Below are 21,866 nucleotides of genomic sequence, written 5' to 3'. Positions count from 1 at the left end.
GCGGTCTCCTCCACGTCCTTGCTTACCTGCACGCGCGGCTTCGGCCGCCGCGTCCAGTGCAAGGATGTTGGTCTGGAAGGCAAACCCTTCGATTTTCCCCGTTATATCACTAGCTGATTTCGCCGATTGTGTCGACGACCCGGCCGGCCACTTTGCCCTTTTTCCGCTACGTCGGATGCGTCGGCGGAAAGTGAGCGCGCTTGCTGCGCGCTCTCGGCATTTTGCTTCACCGTGGACGTCAACTCTTCCATGCTGGCTCCTTTTCCTCCAGCGATGGCGATCAATTACACAAAGTCGTCCGACCCGAAGGGCATGTGAAAAGAGGCTTCGACCGAGTAGGGTGAGCCTCGCTGAGCTGTACGCCGAGGTGTAGGATGAAAACCGTCGTTCGCGTCGGATTGACCACCGTCTGGATATGCGGTCGATAAGTACCCGTGTTCGGCACGGCTCAAGGCGTCAGTCGCCGCACCGTACTGCGCGAGAATATGGACGATCTCCGTTGCGTCCGCTCCCGTCATCCCTCGAACGCGACGGACACAGACGAGTCGCGCGACCTGTTCGACCGCGTTAAGAACCCCGGCAAAAAAAGCCAATGCAAAACCACTTGTCTTTCGACCGACAACGCATCCGAACTGCTGAATTTCGTCTTCTTTCCCGCGAAAGTGCTTCATCAATAGATTTATCATGTTGTTAGCGATGTACTAGCAAGTCGGCGCAAATGAACAGTTTCAATTCGAATAAGGCCGCCGCGTGTGACGGAATGCTCATCTGATGACAAAGTGTCAGTTAGCTATCCGAACGATAGACGTGATGCGTCCGTTCCATTCCCAGTCCTGATGCGGTATTGATCACTAGGCCTTGGAAAGATTCGCATAGGCGATCGATCCGCTCGCCGCTGTTGTATCCGCGGCGCTAGTCGTCGGCACGGTGTTGCTGATGATCTGCTCGACTGGATGCTCCGGTTGAACCACACTCTGATGGGAGATGTCCGATGAAACACCCAGCTACCGTCAGCCCCGACGTGCTGGTAGTCGGCGGGGGACTGGTCGGCTCTGCCGTCGCTTACGGGCTTGCGCGCGAAGGCGCGAACGTGACCGTGCTCGACCAGGACGACGGCGGATTCCGTGCATCGCGCGGCAACTTCGGGCTCGTGTGGATCCAGGGAAAGGGCTACGACCTAACGCCGTATGCGCGCTGGTCGCGCAATTCCGCGGCCCGCTGGCCGATGCTTGCGACAGCGCTCGCCGAAGAAACCGGCATCGACGTCGCCCTTCGTCAGCCTGGCGGGTTCTACTTCTGCTTTTCCGAGGATGAGCTGGCAGCACGCGAGAAGCGCCTTTCGATGCTGCAGCGCGAACTGGACGGCGACTATCCTTATCAGTTGCTCGACGCACGCGAAGTGCGCGAGCGCCTGCCTGCGGTCGGGCCTGCGGTGGTTGGTGCGAGCTATACGCCGATGGACGGCCATGTGAATCCGTTGAAGCTACTGCACGCGCTGCATGCCGGCATGCAGAGGCGCGGCGTTAGGCTCGTGAGCGGCGAGGACGTGTCGCGCATCGCGCCAGACCGTGGCGGCTTTACGGTGCATGGTACGCGCGGCACCTGGCGCGCGGGTAAGGTCGTGCTCGCAGCGGGACTCGGCAACCGCGCGCTCGCGCCACAGGTCGGACTAAACGCTCCGGTTGCGCCGATTCGCGGACAGGTGCTCGTCAGCGAGCGCGTCGCGCCGTTTCTACATTACCCAACGCTGAACGTGCGGCAAACCGATGAAGGCACCGTGCAGTTCGGTGATTCAAAGGAAGAAGTAGGCTTCGACGACTTCACGACAACCCGCGTGCTCGCTGACATCGCGCGTCGCGGTGTGCGCACGTTCCCGTTCCTGAAGGACGTGCGGCTGGTGCGAACGTGGGCCGCGCTGCGCGTCTACAGCCCGGATGGGTTTCCGATCTATGACGAGTCAGCGCACTATCCCGGCGCGTTCGTCGTGACTTGTCATAGCGGCGTGACGTTGGCCGCGGCGCACGCGACGCGCATCGCACCGTGGATCGCCGGCGCACCCATACCGGACGAACTGCTCGCATTCTCCGGCGACCGCTTCGGTCTTGCCGCCGCCGACGCCCTTCCGGTCCCAGCTCATTGATCACGTCATGACTTCCACACCCTTATTCAAGACCTTGCCCGGCGCCGATGCGCCCGTCCGCGTCTGGTTCAACGATCAGCCGACGCGCGTGCCCGGCGGCCGCTCGGTGGCCGCCGCGCTGCTAACAGCAGGTGTCTCGCGGTTTCGTGCGACGCCTGTCTCCGCTTCGCCGCGCGCGCCGTATTGCATGATGGGCGCCTGCTTTGACTGCCTCGTGGAAATCGACGGCGTGCCGAGCCGCCAGAGCTGCATGGTGGCGGTACGCGACGGCATGCGTGTCCGCTCTCAGGATGGCGCGCGTAATCTGCCGCCTGTCGTCGCCCAATCGCCGGAGCAGGTTTATGACCGCTGAACACATTGCTGAACTCCCCTACGAACCCGTCGATGTCGTTGTCGTCGGCGCGGGCCCGGCTGGGCTCACGGCCGCCGCGCGCGCGGCGAACGCGGGGCTTTCGGTCGTGCTGCTTGATGAGCAGGACGCCGTCGGCGGTCAGATTTACCGCGCGATTGGCCATGCTGACGCCGGCCGCAAGCACATTCTCGGCCCCGATTACGCGGCAGGGGCAGCGATTGCCGACGCGTTCATGCGCTCGGGCGCGCGTCACGTTGCGAACGCATCGGTGTGGCAAGTGACCCGGGAGCGCGGCGTACATTATCTGAAGGACGGCAAAGTCGGCAGCTTTCAGGCACAGCGCGTAATTCTCGCAACGGGCGCGTTGGAACGCCCGTTCCCGATTCCGGGCTGGACATTACCGGGCGTATTCACGGCGGGCGCCGCACAGATCCTCTTGAAGAGCGCGGGCGAAGTGCCGGCGGAGCCGCCCGTGCTGGTCGGCTGCGGGCCGCTGCTCTATTTGCTTGCCTGGCAATATGTGCGGGCAGGAGTGCCGATCCGCGCGCTCGTCGAGACGACGCGCCACGAAGACCGCTGGCGCGCGAAGCGTCACGTGCTGTCCGCTCTGCGCGCGTGGCCGTTGCTCAGCAAGGGCCTGCAACTGATACGCACGCTGCGCGAAGCAGGCGTGCCGATCCACGAAGCCGCCGACGATCTATGCATTGATGCGAAGACCGATGAAGACGGCGTCGAGCGCGCCACCGCGCTCAGCTTCACGACCCATGGGCGCGCGCATCGAATTGACGCAAGCGTGTTCTTGCTGCACCAGGGAGTCGTGCCGAACATGCAGTTCACCCTTTCGTTGCGCGCGCAGCATCATTGGGACGCGGCGCAACTGTGCTTCGCACCGGTCACCGATCGCTGGGGCGAACTCGACGTGCCCGGCATCTTCATCGCGGGTGACGGCGGTGGCATTATTGGCGCGCAGGCGGCGGCCCGCGAAGGCGCACTGGCTGGGCTCGCGGTGGCTGAGCAGCTCGGCGCGATCGACCTGTCGACGCGCGACCGCGAAGCCTCATTGCACCGCCGCAGACTCGCGGACGTGATGCGCATCCGCCCTTTTCTCGACAGCCTGTACCGCCCGCGCGACACGAACCGTATCCCCGCCGACGACACCATAGTTTGCCGCTGCGAAGAAGTAACCGCGGGCGACGTGCGCAGCTTCGTTTCGCTCGGTTGCCTAGGGCCGAATCAGGCTAAATCCTTCGGACGTTGCGGGATGGGGCCGTGCCAGGGGCGCATGTGCGGGCTCACGGTGACTGAAATCATCGCGCGCGCGCGCAACATCGCACCAGAGACAGTCGGCTATTACCGCATCCGCCCCCCGATCAAGCCGGTCACGCTCGGAGAGATGGCCGGTGACTGAAATCAAGACCAGCGCTTCAGTGCATCTTCATGCCATATCAGATTGCCGTTCGTCGCTGGCACGACGCTGGCAATTTTGGATCGCAAGCCTCTCAGTCCGATTAATGTGGCTTTCACGCGGCTGAAGCCCGCGTTGCCGCTCCAAACGCGTTGTCGCGTTGTGGGATGGCGAGCAACAGCCTCGATCTCTGGGAACGATTTACCGCCGAAGCCGTGCTCAATCGACGAAGATTCGACTGGTAATCGTGTCTTGGTGCGGTACTAAGACTGCACCGTTGTGATCTCTCAGGTCCTGTCAACATCCTCGGTGAGACAGGCCTTTACACCGGGGAGAGGCCTCGCCGGTTTTTTTCATTCGGTAGCTAAGCTTTAACGAGAGTTGAGTGTCCGTTTGAATTACGTTGCAAATTTCAATTGATGATTTCTGGCTCTTTTGAGGCTCTTTTGAAAATGAAGTGGGTAACGGCTCTCAGCGGGCATGCGAGTTGAATGCAGAGAGGAAGGCGAGCGACCGAGCATTCGGGCCATGGCCCGAGAATTGTATCGAAGGGGTTGGGGATGCTCGCGATCGGCTTCGAGGTGCTGATCGCCAAGCCGGCGCATCAGTAAGAAGGCATCGCCGATGCGAACAGATCACGACCCACCGGCGCCGGACGCCGCCCGGCCTCGCGCCGCACGCGACGAGAGCAAGATTGATGCGGTTTCGATTTCGCCTGACCGGCTTGCCGTACGCGGAGTCGATCTGCTGCAGCTGATCGACTCCGTCGACTTCGTTGCCGCGATCCTGCACGTGCTCACGGGCCGGATGCCGGACGCGGGCCAGATGCGCGCACTGGATCGCGCGCTGACGGCGCGGCTTGCTGACCACGCGACGCCCGACGATGACCTGCTCGCCGCGCAAAGGGCCCGGCGCCAGGTCCGGCCCGAGGTCTTTCTTATAGCGGCGGTCGCGGCCAGCGTGGGCCGACGTGTTGTCGGGAATTGGGCAGGATGGCGAGGTGGCGACGGGTCTGAACATCGTCGCTGTGTTGCCGCGCCTGCTGGCCGTTTGGTGCGCGACCTATGTCGACCCACCAGCCCGGCCGCGTCCCCTTGGCGCCGTACGCGGTTTCAGCGCGTCGGTGCTGGACTGTCTGTGCGGCGGCAAATCACGCGTCGAACAGGCGAGCCTGTTCGACGTACTGCTGGTAGCGCTGCCCGGCGGCTTCGGCCTTATCGCGCCGGCCATCGCGCTACCGCGCTTTTCGGCGAGCACCTACGCAAGCGTCGTCGGCAGGCCGGCGGCGGAGATTCGCGATCGCGTAGCGCAGCGCCTGAAGGCAGGCGGCCGCAGAGGAGCGCGAGCCACGCGCTGTTCCAAGCTGCTTAGCCCAGCGCAGCCGGCGTGTCGTGTTCAAGTTGCCTGAGCAACTCACGGCGGCGCCGCTCGCGCCGATAATGGCCCGCGACAAACATCGTTGCGATTACCAGCACGCACGAACCCGCCACGGTCGCCACCCACAATTCGTCCATTGTCTTTCTCCGACCATCCGGCACGTCGAACATCTTCGGAGGCAGGCAAGCGCGTTCAGCTCTGACGTGTGACCGCTTGAATAACAGAATGGCCGTCACGCGTGAGATGAAATCGCTCCTGGCCGGTCGGACGTTTTTCCACTGCGACGAGTTGATGTTCCAGGAGAGCATCGAGCTCCGCCTGATCCAGTCCAAACTGCTCGGGCAAGTCCCGGAGCAGCAGAAGGGCGGCGAGTTCGTGAGGGCTGAGCATGGTCACCTCGTTGCAGGTGTGATGGCGGCCGATCGCGGCACCGGTTTCCATCATAGTCATTTTTTTGGTGATTCATCAGATTAGTCTGGTTGTTCGTGAAGCCGGCATTCCGGCTTCGGTTCTGCAGGGACGCCCAGGAGCGTCGCGACCGGAAGCGAGCGAGTAACTGCGAAGGTTCAATGAATGAATTTCGTATCGCACCCGTCCAATCTTCGGCAATACAGGCTTCGCCGTTACGGACGACATCAGATGGCGCCGTTCAGCGCGTTGTTGTCCTGATGGGGCCGATCCGCAAGCATTGCAGCACGCGCGGTGCCGTACGATTCGCCCAAGAGGTACTTCGAAGAATACAAGCGCCCGGTAACGGTCAGATAGCGCTCAATGAAACGGTCGAATGCGTCCAGATCCTTGTCGACACCGCAAACGTCCTTGCTAGTGGCGCGGCCTACCGCCCGGGACAAGCCCGTTTCCTCGGCATCGATGAAGACGAGGTCGGAACGGTCGAGCAGCGTGTCTGGCTTGTCCGCCAGGACATAGGAGGCTCGTGGAGTGAGCGCCGGCTTGCCGTTCTGACGCGCTTCGGCCCGATCGAGTCCATGAGCAGAAACAGGCTGCCCGTGCCGGGCCGCCGTAGAACAGGAATGTGACAGGACCTTCGGCGCTTTCTTTCCTGTCGACCGTATCCGAGACGTAAAAGACGCGTCCGCCGTGCGAGTTCGGCAGCGCCAAGTCGTAAGCGTATGCGACGTATTTGGACATCAATTGAGGCGCTAAGGCACCGAAATTGTTCGAAAAAGAGCGATAGTCCGTTAGCAATCGCGACTATTGTTATACGTTCAAGGGCTCGGTACTATTCTTGCACCCGTCAGCCCGGCGACAGCGACATGTTCCGCTCGATTCTACTTCCTTTGATAGTGTGGGCTATACGCAGGGGCCGGTTCGAGAGGATTCTCGGCGGTCACTCCACAAGTCAATGAAAATGCCGGAAACATCACTTGTATCAACTGCTTACCTAGGGAATCAATCGCGTCGTAACATCACGTTCTCGCTTCCTGCCATCATTCGCTGACGGCTCATGGTGTTGGTAATCAGATCTTTGATTAGAGCGCGGACGCATGTGTCCGGACTATGATGCTTGCGAGCAAGACGAAACCTAACCACAACTGCGCCCGTGCTGCTTCCGGTGATGCTTTGTTGCTTCCCCTGCCTCGCGCAGAGGCGAGACAACGTTCGTTAGTCGCCCATTTGGCATTAGCGGTGTGTCGAGATGGAAAAGGGAATAAACATCAACTGTCCGAGTTGGCACGAATGGTCTATTTGTCATTTTTCATGTGGCAGAAAGGTTTGGGCTTGGCTAACGATGAACTATTCAGAGATGCGGAGCGCGTCTTGGAGCACACAGCTCAATACGCCGATGCGACCGGCGAGTGGCTTCTCGACAGCCCCCAACTGGTCGAAGAAGTTGCGCAACTGTATGACGTTCAACTGGATGCGATTGCCAAGGGAACGCTTCTAGACTGTGAGATAGAGTTCGTCAGGACGCTCGACCGAGTTGCGGTCAGAAACGCGGAACATCCCGCGAGCGTCGCGGGATCTTAGAGCGCGTGCGTGATTTAGCGCACCGCAGTCGAGGACAGTGGAGAAGGCGCGCAAAACTTGGTCGGCCCATAGTAGCACCCACAACAATTCTTTCCGTTCTTCGGCGAGTTTTCGGAGTTAGATCGAAATCGCGAAGTATGGGATTCAAATCTCACACTTGTTGCTCTGTAAGAGGCGAATGATGTCAAAGCGTTACGAGGTTGCAGTCGTAGTAGGCAGTCTGCGAAAGGAATCCCTCAACCGAAGACTCGCGCACGCTCTTATTGCGCATGCGCCGAGTAACCTGTCGTTGGAGATTGTCGAGATTCGAGATCTTCCGTTCTACAACGAAGACTTGGAGCGAGAAAACCCCGTGCCTCGCGCATGGACGACAGTCCGCTCTAAAATTGCCGCAAGCGACGGAGTGCTGTTCGTAACGCCCGAGTACAACCGGTCAGTGCCTGCCGTCTTAAAGAATGCTGTCGATGTGCTTTCGCGACCTTTCCGTGCAGGGGCCCTGGCCAATATGCCCGCGGCCGTGGTTTCTACCTCTCCTGGCGCCCTTGGTGGATTCGGCGCAAATCAGCATCTTCGCCAGTCCCTTGCTTGTCTAAACGTCGCAGTGATGCCGACGCCCGAGGTGTATCTCAGCGGTGTTGCTGGTTTGTTCGACGAGACGGGCAAGTTGAAGGAAGGGAATGCGGCGGACCTCCTGCGTACGTTCCTCCAACAGTTTGAGGAGTGGGTTTCACGTCTTTCGTAAGATAATCAACGGCGCGCGTCCGGTAGAGTCGGCAGTCGCGAAGTGGATCGCAGCGTCAAGGAGATGGGCCCTCCAGTGCGGAAATGCTCCATCTAACGAGCGCTCCGGCGAAACAGGTCGGCCTGATAATCTAAGCATGGCACCATCTCTCAACAAATGAATTGCAATTCTTCCAACGTTGTCGTCTGAACCAAGGCCTATTGCTATCGCGAAGGTATGTGCTTCCAGAGGGCGCCGCACATCCGTGGCTTCTTGCTAGTTCGTTCAAGGTATCAATCGATGAACCTTCTTCATTGCATGCGGATCTTCGCGACGGTCGCGACGTCCGGCGGCTACGCGGCAGCGGCACGCAGCCTTGATTCCACGACATCTGTCGTGTCCCGGTCCGTCGCACAGCTTGAGGCTCACCTAGGTGTTCGTCTCTTAAACAGAACGACGCGCAGCGTCGCATTGACGGAAGCCGGCGAGAAGTATTTCCTCCAGTGCCGGCAGATTCTTTCGTCTATCGAGGAGGCGGAAGCCGAGGCTGCAGCTTCCTCGACCTTGCTGACGGGACGATTGAGAGTCCATGCGCTTTCTAGCTTCGGACAGAATCTGCTCCTTCCTTCGGTCCTTAGATACAAGTCCGAAAACCCGGAGGTTCAACTGGACCTCACCTTATCAAGCTCGCTGGCAGAGATGATTGAGGAGCGCTACGACTGTTCTGTCGTCTTTGCGCCCGAGCTGCCAGATTCTAGCTTCGTAAGTGTAAAGCTTGGCAGCTTAGGCGGAGTTGTATGCGCCTCGCCTGACTACGTCCGCAAGCATGGAATGGTTAATACTCCTAAAGAGCTTGCCAACCACATGTGTGTGCAGTTAGCAAATCCGGTGTTCCCAATGGAGCAGTGGGTGTTTCAAGGGCCCGACAGCATTTACTCGGTTGATATCGATAATTTGGGCTTTTCTGTGAACATGCCTGAAGCTTTGGTGCCGGCAGTTGCTGATGGCCTCGGAATTGGACTGTTGCCAATCTCCACTGCGCTCCCGGAGTTGAAAAGCGGTCGACTCGTGAGAGTCCTCGCGGACTATGTTCCGCAACCCGTCAATGTCTATGTTCTCTACCAGTCCCGACGTTTCCTTGAGACGAAGGTCCGTGCGTGGGTGGACCGACTTCGGGCCGATATTCCGGAGACGCTCGCGCAATACGTAGAAGAACTGGAAAGGATTCAGACGGTGCATGATACGCTGTAAGCCCAGTCTCGCGTAGACGGCGTAAGCCGTGGATGGCTCTTCGCGGAGAGACGGCCAGATTTCCAGATGCGAAATAGTCAGAGAACGGTGCGACTATCGTCGGACTACCAGGTCCATCTCAATTTTGGGAGTCGAGCAAGAAACGACTTGTTCTGACGTGCGACGATTTCTATTTCGGAGACCAGCGACCTCTCGTCCTGTCGGTCAGGCGCAATGACTTGATAGTCTGCTGACGGCAATTCTTGATTCGAAAACACGCAGACGGGTAGTGACGCAGCGAGAAGGGCTACCGTGAAACACTGTTGCTCGCGGTCCATTTAGCTCTCCATCATGGAGAAAGTGCTCGAAACGTCGTAGTATCGCCCGACGTCACCTAGAGGTGCTTCATAGAGGGCGTCGGGGCTTGAGACTCGAAGGCGACGCGTTACGCGGCGACGACGTGGTTGCGCAGCACGCCAATGCCTTCGATTTCCACTTCGATTACGTCGCCCGGCTTAATGGGGCCAACCCCCGCAGGAGTTCCGGTCATGATGTGGTCTCCCGGGAGCAAGGTCATGTACTTACTGAGATACGCGATTAAGGCTGGAACATCGTACACCAGGGCGGACGTATTGCCGTCTTGTCGAACCTCGCCATTCACGCGCGTGACCAGGCGTAGGTTCGCCGGGTCCAACTCTGTTTCCACGACGGGTCCAATCGGAGCGAACGTATCGTAACCTTTGCCAACGAGCAGACAACCGAATTCGCTTTCGCGGCGCTGGAGTACGCGGTCGCTCACGTCGTTACCGCACGTGTAACCGAGCACGTATTCCAAAGCATCCGCCTCTGATACGTTGCGAGCTTCCTTTCCGATGATCACGACCAGTTCGCCTTCGAAGTGGACGTTTTCACCGTCGGCCGGATAGACAATCGGTTCCTCCGGGCCGATGACGGTCGTGCTGGGCTTCATGAACAGCACGGGCAGTGTTGGACTCGGTTTGCCGACCTCCTTAGAGTGTGCGCGGTAGTTGTAGCCCAATCCGAATACGCGAGGACGGTGGAAAGGGGCGAGCACCACGACTGACGTTTCGTCATCGAAATGGCCGGAAGGCTCGAGATTTTCCAGCGGTGACCCTGCAAGACGTTCAAACTTGCCCCCATCGCGGGCGATGCCGTAATGCGCTTCACCGTTACTGCTGTATCGCAGAATTTTCACTTACCGTCTCCTGATGTGATGTGTCGCTAATGCTAACGTTAGCGCAATTTGTCGCGTGGTGTCAATGCGTTCGCCGGATTGGATCGAGTTAAGGAACTATATGAAGGGAGTATCGTGCGAACGTTTGTTCGAACGATGGGGTCGCGGGCGACGCTCGTGGACGGACTAGGTGACGAGTGGGCGGGTTCAGAAACGAGCGGCGGCCGAAACCGGAGCCGCTCGTTGACCGCATTAGTTGGAGCCGGATTGGGTGACGGTGTTGACGGTGCCGCCGTAGCCCGTGTGCGGTTGCGCAGAACCGTTGCCGCCATTCGTCGCAAGTTGATTCTCTGCAGCCACGAGGTTGCTGGGATATTGCAGGTCGCTGCCCATCGGGTTGTACCCGGCCTTTTCGAGTTGAGCAAGTTCCGATTTCACTTGCGCGCGGGTCGGAGACGATTGAGCGAACGCGAAGATTGGCAACGACAGCACGACGGTGGCAACAACTGCTTTGACTTGAGCTTTCATGATGATGATCCTTCAGTGATTTGTAGCCGCCCGTTCGTTTCAGCAGCCTTCGATGTAATTTTATCAACGTTGTCTTTAAGGGAAAGTACTTAGAAAGCAAAACATTGTTAGCGCGCGAGCAATGGTGGGTGCCGTCGCGCGACTCGAAAGTCATACCACCGCCTCGATCGGGAGAAAGATTTTTGCGGCAAACCCTTGCTGAAACGTTAATTCCGCACGACGAAGATGTGCGGTGCTTCGGATTATTAGAACCGTAAGGGGCGGCGAAAATGCCTTATGTGCCACTCTTCGGTTCCGAAGGGCGACATGGGTGCAACGCGATGCGTAGGTGCTCAGGCGAAAGGAGCGACCTTCGACGCGCTGGCTTTCGCCAAACGCACGTTAGAGGAGCAACCATCGACGTGTTGTCAATGGTGAATCGCGTCGATACGAAGAAGCCGGCGGACTGTAATTCGCTAAGCCTTGAGCCTATGCGCCGTGGACGTTGTCACTCGCAGTGGGTTCGGCGGGTTTGCTTCCGCAACTCCACGCGGGTGGAACGATGAGGTTTCGGCAGCGGCGACATCGCGGCGGCCACGCAAAATTCTCGGCGGCTAAGATGTGCATCCGCAACGGTAGGAGCCGAAAACAAGTTCATGCTCGCTTCGACGCGTGCATAAATCTATTCGCACCCACCCAGCACATCATGTTCGCATCCTTTTCGGCAACCACGGGGCCAAGCCAAAAAGCCTTAAAACTTCTCGTCAGGTTGCTCGGTTTGTTCCATCTTCGAGCGAAGTTCGGAGATAACTGTTTATCGGTATGAAAAAAAGGCCAGCGTCTTCGCTGGCCTTGTCAGTTTGCGCCGTGTCTAGATTGACGCAAGACGGATCATCAAGGAGTTACGATGTAGTTGCTGAAGCCACCGTCACGGTCCTTCAGGCCGGAGATCGCTTCATTGACGCTGTCGAGCGGGAACCGACGATGCTCCAGGTAAGAAAGGTTCAGCGTCCCGGTCTTCACCATGTCGGCCATTTCTTGTCCTTGGGCGGTCGTAAACCAGTTCGAACCGATGATGTGAATCTGCTCGTCCATCAACCATTTCACGTCGATGGGCAGGTCTTCAGCAACGCCCCCCACGTTCACCACTCGGCCGCCGCGGCGCACGCCCTTCATCGTGTCGAGCATCGTTGCTGCCGGCGCCCTGGCGCCAAGCGCACTGATAACAAAGTCGGCACCTTCGCCACCGGTCATCGTCTTCGCCCATTCGCCAGTGGAACCATCGCCAAGCTTCATAACTTCAATGCGGTCCGGAGCAAGCGCTTTTACTCGTTTGAGCAGATCTTCATCGCGCCCGGTGCCGAGAATGCGCGAGAGACCCATGGCAAGGCCCAAGACGGTTGACGCAACGCCCAGCGTACCCGTAATGCCGTCGATAAGTCCGACTTGCCCGGGGCCAGCGTTCGCATTCTTCAAGGCGCCGTACGATGTGCCGAGATAGCCGAAGCGGGCCGCCTGCTCAAACGGCATGTTGTCAGGCAAGTTGACGAGCGCGTATTCGGGGGCTGTCATGTACTCGCTGAAGCCACCATACGGGTAGAGGTCGAAAATGCGCTGGCCATCGCGGCTGGTGCTGAAGTAGCCGTTCAGCGTGTAGTAGCTGCACTCGCTGCGGCGGCCGCCACGGCAAGCCTTGCACGACCCGCACGAGCGCAGCGGGCTGACGTACACACGGTCGCCCGGTTTGACGTTAAGCACCGCTTCGCCGATCTCCTCGACGATGCCCGTCGGGTCGAGGCCAAACACGGCGGGGAACTTCGGCAGCGGCTGATGGGGGAACCAGGTCGGCCAGTTATTGATAACGTTGCCCATGTTGGGGACGATGCCACAGGCCTTCACACGAACAAGAACGTCAGTTGCGCGCGGCTTGGGTACAGGAATCTGGTCCAGGGTCATCGGGGTGTGCAGGGCGTGCAACCTCGCCGCCGTCATCATTCGTTCCATACTATCCTCTGCTATAAAAATAAATCTTTTCGGACGGTCACGGCCAGGCTCTTGGCATCTAGGTCTTCAAGAGTCGGACCGTCGACGCAGTTCTGTCGTTCGACTGTTAAACGTCGAGGCACGGCCCACTTCAGGCGCATTTTCCGACGTCTCCTCCTAGTTCAGCGTATAGGTTTTGTCACCGATAGCTGTCCTCCAATTCGATTTTCAGGCCGCCCATGATGCGCACGCCCGAGTTGTACCAGGCGACGTTCAGCGTCAGCTCAACGAGTTGTTGTTCATCGAGGAATTCGGCAACGCGGGCAAAGGCGGCATCGCTCACATTGACCTGGAGGGTCGACTCTTTTGCGAAGGCCATGACCGCGCGCTCTTGCCTATTGAAGAGCGGCGAATTCTCGAAATCGGGAATTTCCTTCAGTTGCTCTTCCGACAGGCCTGCCTTCAGGCCGTGCGATTGGTGGTGAGCGATTTCGTATTCTGAGTTCGTGCAGTGTCCGACCGTGAGAATCGCCATCTCACGCAGTTTCGGGCTGATGGACGATGCGCGAATGGCGTTTGCGTAAGAGAGAAACTGGTCGAGAATGCGAGGTGCATTCGCCATCGCCCTGAAGATGTTGGCGGTGGGAACTTTCCGTTCTTTCTCGAGCCGGTCGAACAGTGCGTCTTCGACGCCGGCAACGTCAGAGCGTTGAAGGTACTTTACTCGTGCCATGATTAAAACCTGAGGTGTGTGGAATTAAGCCAATTGGCTCTGAACGTACTTCTCGAGTGTCATCGGATTTGGCTTTACTGCCGGGTCCGCGAGGGGTGTGCCTTCGAAGCGGGTGGCTTCGAAATACCATCGATTCTCGGCAGGCAAGCCCCAGCGGACATTTGTACTCAGAGTTGCTGCATCCCATCGCACTGGCTCAATCTCCGTATCGATGGTCTGATAGTGGCCGTCGCACAGTTCCACACGATGACCATCCGGGTCGCGCAGATAGACGAACAGCATCCCGCCGGGGCCGTGACGGCCCGGGCCGCGCTCGACTTCCTGACCGTAGCCATGAATGCCGGCGATGTCGCAGGCCGTGAAGATGTTGTGCGATTCGGGAACGATGTACGCGAAATGGTGCATACACGGTCCACTGTTCTCAACGATTGCAAGGTCGAGGCAAGTACCCTTTCGATACATGAAAGCGCCCAGCAGCTTTTCCGCGTGCGCGAGATATTCAGAGTTACGGAACCCGAGACGGCCATAGAAAGCACACGAATCGTAGGTGTTGGGAGAGAAAATCTGGAAGTGGTCGATGCGTTGCGCGTGCGCGCCTTTGAACTTGTCCTTGTCCAAATAGAGGCGAGGCTGCGTTTCCATGGTCGCGCACAACTCGAGCTTGGTATTGAAAGGGTCCGACACGTGCAACGTACGTCCCTGATGGGCTACGTCGACCCATTCCGCGTCGAGGCCTTCATCCTTGAAGAACTTGTACGCAGCGTCGAGGTCTTCGTCGAGGAAAACCCGGAAACCGATACGCTTACACGTATAGGCAGCGTCAGGTGAGTGGACGAGAACGAGACTATGGTGGCAGGCCTCGGAAAGGCCGCGCAGGTAGACGGTGTCGGAAGTCTCGGAGGTGACCACCAGCCCGACAATGTTGGTATAGAAGTGCTTGCTCTTCTCCAGGTCTGCGACATTCAGCACGATGTGGCTGGCGCGTGTGATGTTGAAGGGCGGACGAAGGTCGACGGCTGGAAGCATAAAAAACCTCTTTTACGGTTTCGTAGTGCGAGAAAAGTTCGCGATTGATTCGTGCGGGTTCGGACGTGCTTTCTTACTTACGCTGGAGCACAAGCCGCTTACTTCATTTTGGACGGTTGGCGTTGATTCAGCTTTGGCGACGCTGAAAAGGCAGTGCTGACCAACCACTGAACTTCGCATCGCGACCAAGACTTTCCTCGATTCGAAGTACTTCATTCCATTTGGCCATGCGCTCAGAGCGAGAGAATGACCCGACCTTGAGCTGGCCGGCATCCCAGCCAACGGACAAGTGCGCGATAGTCACATCTTCGGATTCACCTGACCGAGCAGACACGATGGTGCCGAATCCTGCCAGTTTTCCTTCTTCCAGCGAGAGGCGTGTTTCCGTGATGGTGCCCGCTTGGTTGGGCTTGATCAGCACGGCGTTGAGTGTGTGCTGGAAGGCCGCAGTCTTGACTCGCGCGGCATTAGTGACAAGATAGTCGTCGCCAATGATCTGGCAAAGCTTGCCGTACGTCTCGGTGAAGTGCCTGAAGCCGGACGCGTCGTCTTCCGCGACGGGGTCTTCAATCGAGAGAATCGGGTACGTGCCGAGCCAACGGCCGAGCATTTCAATCATTTGAGCGGTGTCCAGCGTTCTGCCGTCAAGGGCCAGCGTGTACTGCCCGTTCCTGCCAAACTCCGAAGCCGCGATATCGAGGGAAATGCCGACTTGTCCGCCGGGCTTCAGACCAGCAAGTTCAATCGCGCCGACCAAAGTGTCCAGGGCGTCTTCGTTGCAACCGAAGGCAGGCCAGTATCCGCCTTCGTCTGCGACGCCTTGCAGCTTGCCTGCCTTCTTCATCAATTCACCGGCAGCGCGATACACCTCGGCGGTCCATTCCAAGGCTTCGCTGAAGCTGCTTGCGGACGGACACATGAGCATGAAATCTTGCACATCCACTCGACGAGCAGCATGAGCGCCGCCCCCAAAAATCTGAATCTCAGGAAGAGGAATGCGAACCGGCTGACCACCCGCCAGATAATGCCAAAGCGGCTGACCGCATGCAGCTGCTGATGCATGCAACACCGCCATCGACGTTGCGACGATTGCGTTCCCGCCAAGGCGACTGCGGTTGGGCGTGCCATCAAGCTCCACGAGGAGACTGTCAATTTTGGCCTGCTCAGTTGCGTCGACACTCTTGAGTGCGCTCGCAATTTCCGAATTGACACCTGACAGAGCCTTCTGAACGTCAAGGCCACCGAAGGCCGTGCCTCCGTCGCGCAAGTCAAGCGCTTCTCCGGTGCCCGTCGACGCACCCGCAGGGGCGATGGCTCGACCTTTGGCGCCGCCCGCGAGCGTGACCTCGACTTCGACAGTAGGGCGACCTCGGGAGTCCCAGACGCGGCGGCCGTGGACGTTAGTTATCGTCGTATCAGTGTTGAGCATGGTGATTCCGGAAGATGTAAATGTCGCGTTGGTGTTGGCTTCTGCGTGTAATCGCCGTCCCGCGATGATGCGGTCAGCGCGCAATGCGGACCCCGATTAGGACGAACGAGAGCGTCGCCGGGCGCTCACTCTTGTTTCGCCAGGCGTGCCGCGTACCGTGCTGAACGATGACGTCGTGCTGCCGAAGATGGCGGGTTTCGCCGTCGTCGAGCTCGAGCCAGATTTCTCCGTCGAGCACAACGCCGTAGTCAACTGTGGGCGTCGTATGCATACCGTCCGGCTCGAAGCGCTCTGCAAGTCCCGGGCTGATAGCGTGGTTTTCCGCGACGGCAGCTTCAACGTCGAAGTCTTTCGCCATGAAGACCGAATCCGGCGGGAAGGTAACCACGAGAAAGCGGGTGGAGGAGACCGAGGGCACAATGCTCTTGACTGAAGGAGTCGGGTCGGTGCCGTCGAACGGAAGGGAGACGTTCGCCTCGGTCGCCCATACCAGTCGCGAGACCATGCCAGGAATCGCGCGATACGGGTCCGAGCGCGGCGGAGGGCCTTCCTGCACGAATATCGAACGACCGTCCTCGCTATGGCCGGTCACAACCCGCGTAATTCTGACTGGCACGGCAGGGGCGTCTGGAAGCGCCTCTTGAAGCTCTCGGGACTCCATCACGTCTCCATGTTTTGCTAACGTTTGCACAGATTTTGGCAAAACTGGAACCGAGTGTCAACGGGGAGACTGGGCTTCTAAGCCATTGAATCAGCAAAGGACAATTGCTTTCGGAGCAAAGGCGTAGACAAGGTGCCAACGTTAGCGCGAACGCGGATATGAAGCCTGGTGTTCCTAGAGCGCTGTGTGGGCGCGCAGCCCCATCGTGAAACTGGAAGATGTGCTTTTTTGCAAGGCGGAATGCGTGGATACTTCCTTTCCACGTAGGAGACAGTTCGACCGCGCACAAGCGCCAGTGCGGGAAACTGCTGCGCAAGCGCTCGTGCTAAGTCGCGGGGAAATTGATTCAGCGCCCTATCGCGCACTCGGCTTGCCAAGCCTGCGCTACGGCGTCCAGCGTGGTTGGGGGGTGTTGGAGCAGCGTCCAGGCGACAGTACGGACGTGTTGACGCTGGGCGTCGTTATTGATGTATTCGACCGGGGACTGGCCATCGACCCGTGCTAGCAGGAGGGCAGGCAACAAGTCTGCTGCCCGTCCTTCTAGAATACTGTGGGGTTCCCAGTTGACTTCCGAGAAGTATGCTTCTTTGAGCGCTGCGAAACTCTCTAGCAACAGTTGCCCCTGGCCGTTGGCCAAGAGGCATTTAAGCAGCAAGTGGTTCAAACAGAATGCGAGGTCGAACGCCGGGTCTCCAAACCATGCACATTCGGCGTCAAGTAACACAGGTCCATTCGGTCCAACCAGGATGTTCTTTGGGCTGACATCACCGTGGACGAGCGCGATTCGTGTGTTGGCGGTGCGGTCCGACAGAATGCGAAGACGTTCAGCGAGGTCTTCGTGCTTTGCCCCAGCCGCAGCGAAGTAGGGGTCAAGACGAAGCGCTTTGAAATTGTCCGTCGTATCAAACTTGGCTGCCACGTCAGCATCAAGAGCGCTTACGGCATGAAGATGACCGATTAAGCGACCCACCGCCGCAGCGGTTTTTGAGTCAACCCTTCCCTCCATTAACTGCTTCTTCCAAACTGGATGAGAGTCTGGTTCAAGGAAGGACATGGCAAACGCTCCCAGTTCCGGGTCGTGCGCCAACGGTGTCGGAACATTCGCGGGGCAGTGAATCGCGGCGAACTGCATCCAGGCCCACTCGTCGGCATTGCGTGAAACTGGCGCCTCCCAGGTACTTGAGACCTTCAAAGTGGAGAGCGCACGTTTCACGCAAAGCGTGCGCCGAGGAAGCTCTGCTCTCCAGATATCGGAGGAAACGCCACCAGTCAGTGGTTCCCACTTGATATGCTCGTCAGGAGCGGCAAGCGAGTGACGGACGAGAAAGTCGTCCAGTTTTGTGTCTGGGCTGTTCAGTTGCGTCATCTTGAGTCTGCTAGGTCAGTCGCGAGCAAAGGGAAGGTCACTTTGTCGTTCGGTTGCAAGGGTTTTGTGGCGCTTCACCGCGCAAGACTCGAACGACCTCTTCCGCCCCGCGGCGTCTCAACTCGATAAGCGACGCATCTGAGGAGAAGGCAACGTGCGGCGTGAGCATTGCACCAGACTGCTCGAGCAATTCCGGCGGAACGCTCGGCTCGGATTCGAGGACGTCCAAGGCAGCACCCGACAGATGTCCTGAGCGAAGCGCTTGAACGACTGCGTCGGTATCGACGATGCCTCCTCGGCTTACGTTGATAAGGAGCCCACCCGGCTTCATCAGGCTGAGCTTTTCGCGACTCACTAAATGGTGGGTCGAATCCGTCAGTGGCGAATGAACGATGACGATGTCGCTTCTGCTGAATAGCTCGTCGAGCGACGTAAGCTCGATGCCTTCACCGGGTTCTTTCACATACGGGTCATGCACGACTATCCCGCACTTGAATGCGGCAAGTTTGCGAGCTGTCATGCGAGCAATGCGCCCGAAACCGATTATTCCGCAGGTCAGCGTTGAGAGCCGACGAAGCTTGGCCGAGGAGGGACCCCAGCGACCGGCCTTAACCTCCCGGTCAAAGTGAACCAGACCGCGCGTCCAGGCGAGCGCGAAGCCCACCGCATGGTCGGATACCTCTTCCACGCAGTAGTCCGGGACGTTTGTCACGACAACATTGCGGGACGTTGCCGTTTCGACGGCGATATTGTCAAGGCCGACTCCGAGGCGCGCGACGATGCGCAGGTTCGGGCCGGCCGCAATCGCTTCGCTGGATACCCGGGCCCAGCAAGTCATGATTGCATCAGGCTGATGTTCGCGGACAAGGCCTTCGATTTCCCCAGCGGAGAGGGGGTCTGCCGGGCCCGTGACGAGTCGAAAGCCGGCATTTTCAATGACCTGGCGTTCGACACTGTCGTTCGGCCACGCGTAGTCAGTCAGGAAAACGGTGTTCTTCATAGGTTCCAGAAAAGGAAAGGCCAAAGATGCCAACAGGTCGGAATCTCCGTCCGGTTAGCGACTCGTTCTAACGTTAGCATTAAAAATGCGCCTCCGCCAAGTAGGGAGCCTCCCCAAATGTGCTCTTCTTTTCCGTAGTAGTCACGGCGTGCTGGCAAAAAAATCGCGTTGACAACGTCGCCACGATCCGCCTAAACTTCATCATATAATGCTAACGTTCGCATACGCAAAAAAACAGAGTTTGAGCGGCCACGGAGCCGCTAGGAAGGAACGAACGCACTGTGACAGCTCCCACGCCAACTGCGCCGTATGCAAGGCACGGCTCAACGCCCATCCAACGCTCGAGCCCGCGCTGCGGTTCAAAGTTTTCCAGAGCGGAAATTTGAAGATTCGTAGTACCTAATGTAAATCAGCAAAAATACAGGAGACAACTGATGAAGCGGTACCTGCTGCCGGTGTTGTGTAGCTGCCTGTCTGGCGTGGCCTACGCCCAGAGCTCGGTTACGCTGTATGGTCTCATTGACAATGGGATTTCCTATGTGAATAACAGGGGGGGACACGGTACGGTGTTCGCCTCGTCAGGGAATATCGTCGGGAATCGATGGGGCCTGATGGGAACGGAAGACCTCGGTGGCGGGCTTCAGTCCATCTTCAAGCTCGAGAACGGCTTCACCGGTACCAACGGCGGGCTGCAACAAGGCGGTCGGTTATTCGGTCGTCAAGCGTGGGTCGGGCTGTCAAATCCCTATGGCGCGATTACGTTCGGGCGTCAATATGATTCGGTTGTTGACTACCTCGCCCCAAGAAGCCTTGCACAAAGCTTCGTCGGTGGGCTGGAATTCATGCACCCGATGGACAATGACAATTTCGGTGACTTCTTCCGACTTGACAATGCAGTGAAATTTGCGAGCGCGGACTACAAGGGGCTGAAATTCGGGGGCCTCTACGCCTTCTCAAACACAGCAGGTGGGTTTGCCACGAATCGAGCATACAGTACGGGAGCAACGTACACCGGCGGCCCGGTCACCCTGAGCGCCTCCTATATGCGCATCGACCAGCCAGGCAACGGGGCTACAGGTGCGCTCGACGGTTCGTCCACGTCAGGCGACGCGACCTTTCACGCTGCAGTACAGCAAGTTTGGGGCGTAGGCGGAGGATATCAAATCGGACCGGCGACCCTCGGCCTTGTGTGGAGTCACTCGTCGTACAACGACACGACTGCTGTCTATCGTGGCAGCACGCAAGCGCCGGCGCCGACTGGACGCCCCACTGACCTGACCTTCGATAACTACGAAACGAACATTCGCTATCTGGTAACGCCCTCTTTAATCGTCGCCGCCTCGTACACATTCACGGATAGCAAGTATACGAACGCATTGGTGCAGGCGAAGCCGAGATGGAATCAGTTCAACCTGATGACAGTTTACTCTCTGTCGAAGCGCACGGAGCTCTATCTGATGGCTGAGTATCAACACGTGACCGGTGCGTCCAATACGATTTTCAGTGGTGCGTTCATCGGCTCGAGCGGCGGCCCCTCGTCGACCAACAAACAGTTTCTTACCAGTGCAGGCCTTCGCGTGAAGTTCTGAAGAACCTTGTTGTCTTCCGTAGAGGGTCAGAGCTTCTTTGTTGATGGACTCAATCGCAATCCCGGGCGCGCGGCAACATCAGCCCCGCGTACCGACGTGTTCTAGCCTCCTTCAGCGCGTGACTATCCTGTATCAGGCAAGCCCCATCAGGTCGCGATACTGCTCGGCTTGCGTTTGAATCCAATCGCGAAAGAAGTTCAATGCAGGGTTGCCAGCCTTGTGCTCCGGCCAGAGCAGATAGTAGGTTCTGTCGCTCAATTGAGCGTGCGAGGCGGCGTCGATGAGGACGCCATGGCGAAGCTCCTCTTCAATAAGCAGACGCGGAATTAGCGCTATGCCAATGCCTTGGGCTGCTGCCTCAGCCAGCATTGAGAAGAGCTCATACCGCGGGCCGGCCATGTCCGCTTCTACCTTCATCCCCCGAGACTCGAACCAGTTCCTCCATGCGTAGGGACGGGTGCTCTGTTGCAGAAGGGGAAGGCGATGCCAGTCTTGGGTAGACAGCTTCTTACGGGGAGCGATTAGCTTGGGACTGCACACAGCTATCAGACTCTCGCGCATCAAAAATGCTCCTTCGGTGCCAGGCCACATCGCCACGCCGGCATGAATCGCTGCGTCCATCTCGGTTTCGTCGAATAGAAATGGACGCGCTCTTGAAGTGAGATTGACTGTGATGTCCGGATGCTGCTTGATGAAGAGAGGCATCCTTGGCAACAGCCACTTTGTGGCGAACGTGGGCACGACTGCGAGTTCAAGAGTGCCGCCCTGGCCTCGTTTTGACATCAGCTCCAGCGTGTCTCGCTCCACGTCATCAAGTCGTGCAGCAATTTTGCGGCTGTAGAGCAGTCCTGCCTCTGTTAGACGAACGCCCCGCCTGTCTCGTACAAACAACTCAACACCCAAAAACTCTTCGAGCGCTGCGATTTGCCTGCAGATGGCACTTTGGGTCACAGCAAGCTCGTCTGCGGCTTTCGTATAGCTCTGATGTCGAGCGGCAGCCTCAAATGCTGACAGTGTGTTCGTCGATGGAATCTTTCTGCGCATGATTATTCCGGAGCAAGAGGGGATGTTCTGTGCGTTCTAGGAACATGTCAGTGAAAACAAGTCGGTTGTGGTATCGCGTGCGCACGCGTAGATTTGAACACATTCCTCCACCGCTTGGG

The 21,866-nt window shown here is 58.3% G+C and carries 21 protein-coding genes and 1 pseudogene; 11 read left to right on the top strand and 11 right to left on the bottom strand.

The genetic code is table 11. The annotated features are described in order from the left end of the window. Window positions 1-9: 9 nt before the first annotated feature. A pseudogene (locus AWB74_RS47310) lies at window positions 10-257 on the bottom strand (methyl-accepting chemotaxis protein); the annotation flags it as partial. Between the two features lie 177 nt (window positions 258-434). On the opposite strand from AWB74_RS47310, the gene AWB74_RS16620 reads away from it, so the two are divergent. The 10 genes from AWB74_RS16620 (at window position 435) to AWB74_RS16575 (ending at window position 9,235) form a co-directional block, all read left to right on the top strand. Further along, window positions 435-677: a hypothetical protein gene (locus AWB74_RS16620; RefSeq protein ID WP_061147831.1), complete on the top strand. Its 243-nt coding sequence runs from the start codon at window positions 435-437 to the stop codon at window positions 675-677. A 314-nt stretch (window positions 678-991) separates the two neighbouring features. After that, window positions 992-2,140: an NAD(P)/FAD-dependent oxidoreductase gene (locus tag AWB74_RS16615; RefSeq protein WP_061147830.1), complete on the top strand. Its 1,149-nt coding sequence runs from the start codon at window positions 992-994 to the stop codon at window positions 2,138-2,140. A 7-nt stretch (window positions 2,141-2,147) separates the two neighbouring features. Then, window positions 2,148-2,492 carry a (2Fe-2S)-binding protein gene (locus tag AWB74_RS16610; RefSeq protein ID WP_061147829.1) on the top strand — a complete coding sequence of 115 codons (345 nt, stop codon included), beginning with the start codon at window positions 2,148-2,150 and terminating at the stop codon, window positions 2,490-2,492. Next, complete coding sequence (locus tag AWB74_RS16605; protein WP_061147828.1) at window positions 2,482-3,900, top strand: FAD/NAD(P)-dependent oxidoreductase; 1,419 nt, start codon at window positions 2,482-2,484, stop codon at window positions 3,898-3,900. The genes AWB74_RS16610 and AWB74_RS16605 overlap by 11 nt, the downstream gene beginning before the upstream one ends. A 997-nt stretch (window positions 3,901-4,897) precedes the next feature. After that, complete coding sequence (locus tag AWB74_RS47300) at window positions 4,898-5,305, top strand: hypothetical protein (protein WP_061147827.1); 408 nt, start codon at window positions 4,898-4,900, stop codon at window positions 5,303-5,305. A 194-nt stretch (window positions 5,306-5,499) separates the two neighbouring features. Then, entirely contained in the window at window positions 5,500-5,748 is a 249-nt protein-coding gene (locus AWB74_RS48390) for a hypothetical protein (RefSeq protein WP_061147826.1), read from the top strand. A gap of 95 nt (window positions 5,749-5,843) precedes the next feature. Then, complete coding sequence (locus tag AWB74_RS48385; RefSeq protein WP_143749255.1) at window positions 5,844-6,311, top strand: hypothetical protein; 468 nt, start codon at window positions 5,844-5,846, stop codon at window positions 6,309-6,311. Window positions 6,312-6,792: 481 nt separating this feature from the next. Beyond that, window positions 6,793-7,263 carry a hypothetical protein gene (locus tag AWB74_RS45655; protein WP_143749252.1) on the top strand — a complete coding sequence of 157 codons (471 nt, stop codon included), beginning with the start codon at window positions 6,793-6,795 and terminating at the stop codon, window positions 7,261-7,263. Window positions 7,264-7,444: 181 nt separating this feature from the next. Beyond that, entirely contained in the window at window positions 7,445-8,005 is a 561-nt protein-coding gene (locus tag AWB74_RS16580; RefSeq protein WP_061147891.1) for an NADPH-dependent FMN reductase, read from the top strand. Window positions 8,006-8,284: 279 nt separating this feature from the next. After that, window positions 8,285-9,235 (top strand): LysR family transcriptional regulator, encoded by a 951-nt coding sequence (locus tag AWB74_RS16575; protein WP_061147823.1) that lies wholly within the window; start codon window positions 8,285-8,287, stop codon window positions 9,233-9,235. 424 nt (window positions 9,236-9,659) lie between these two features. Here AWB74_RS16575 and AWB74_RS16570 read toward each other — a convergent pair whose 3' ends face one another. From AWB74_RS16570 to AWB74_RS16530, 9 genes are all read right to left on the bottom strand, one after another. Next, window positions 9,660-10,430 (bottom strand): fumarylacetoacetate hydrolase family protein, encoded by a 771-nt coding sequence (locus AWB74_RS16570; RefSeq protein WP_061147822.1) that lies wholly within the window; start codon window positions 10,428-10,430, stop codon window positions 9,660-9,662. 231 nt (window positions 10,431-10,661) lie between these two features. Continuing rightward, window positions 10,662-10,937 carry a DUF4148 domain-containing protein gene (locus AWB74_RS16565; protein WP_061147821.1) on the bottom strand — a complete coding sequence of 92 codons (276 nt, stop codon included), beginning with the start codon at window positions 10,935-10,937 and terminating at the stop codon, window positions 10,662-10,664. A gap of 873 nt (window positions 10,938-11,810) precedes the next feature. Continuing rightward, window positions 11,811-12,920: an alcohol dehydrogenase catalytic domain-containing protein gene (locus tag AWB74_RS16560; RefSeq protein WP_061147820.1), complete on the bottom strand. Its 1,110-nt coding sequence runs from the start codon at window positions 12,918-12,920 to the stop codon at window positions 11,811-11,813. A 178-nt stretch (window positions 12,921-13,098) separates the two neighbouring features. Beyond that, window positions 13,099-13,521, bottom strand: a complete 423-nt coding sequence (locus AWB74_RS16555) for a carboxymuconolactone decarboxylase family protein (protein ID WP_235024604.1) — start codon at window positions 13,519-13,521, stop codon at window positions 13,099-13,101. Window positions 13,522-13,656: 135 nt separating this feature from the next. Next, a complete protein-coding gene (locus tag AWB74_RS16550) occupies window positions 13,657-14,658 on the bottom strand; it encodes a VOC family protein (RefSeq protein ID WP_061147818.1) in 1,002 nt (333 codons plus the stop codon). A gap of 127 nt (window positions 14,659-14,785) precedes the next feature. Continuing rightward, window positions 14,786-16,087 (bottom strand): phosphopyruvate hydratase, encoded by a 1,302-nt coding sequence (eno, locus tag AWB74_RS16545; protein WP_061147817.1) that lies wholly within the window; start codon window positions 16,085-16,087, stop codon window positions 14,786-14,788. 73 nt (window positions 16,088-16,160) lie between these two features. Further along, window positions 16,161-16,748 carry a cupin domain-containing protein gene (locus tag AWB74_RS16540; RefSeq protein ID WP_061147816.1) on the bottom strand — a complete coding sequence of 196 codons (588 nt, stop codon included), beginning with the start codon at window positions 16,746-16,748 and terminating at the stop codon, window positions 16,161-16,163. 346 nt (window positions 16,749-17,094) lie between these two features. Further along, window positions 17,095-18,114, bottom strand: a complete 1,020-nt coding sequence (locus AWB74_RS16535) for a phosphotransferase family protein (RefSeq protein ID WP_061147815.1) — start codon at window positions 18,112-18,114, stop codon at window positions 17,095-17,097. 37 nt (window positions 18,115-18,151) lie between these two features. After that, entirely contained in the window at window positions 18,152-19,114 is a 963-nt protein-coding gene (locus AWB74_RS16530) for a C-terminal binding protein (RefSeq protein ID WP_061147814.1), read from the bottom strand. 434 nt (window positions 19,115-19,548) lie between these two features. On the opposite strand from AWB74_RS16530, the gene AWB74_RS16525 reads away from it, so the two are divergent. Further along, on the top strand, window positions 19,549-20,703 hold the full coding sequence (locus AWB74_RS16525; RefSeq protein WP_061147813.1) for a porin: 1,155 nt from the start codon (window positions 19,549-19,551) through the stop codon (window positions 20,701-20,703). Window positions 20,704-20,835: 132 nt separating this feature from the next. Here AWB74_RS16525 and AWB74_RS16520 read toward each other — a convergent pair whose 3' ends face one another. After that, window positions 20,836-21,747, bottom strand: coding sequence for a LysR family transcriptional regulator (locus AWB74_RS16520; protein ID WP_061147812.1), 912 nt, complete (start codon window positions 21,745-21,747; stop codon window positions 20,836-20,838). Between the last annotated feature and the right edge of the window lie 119 nt (window positions 21,748-21,866).

The sequence above is a fragment of the Caballeronia arvi genome, from assembly GCF_001544695.2.
GTDB lineage: Bacteria > Pseudomonadota > Gammaproteobacteria > Burkholderiales > Burkholderiaceae > Caballeronia > Caballeronia arvi.
Note: the sequence above shows the minus strand (reverse complement) of the source record. Positions and strands in the feature narration are given on the sequence as shown.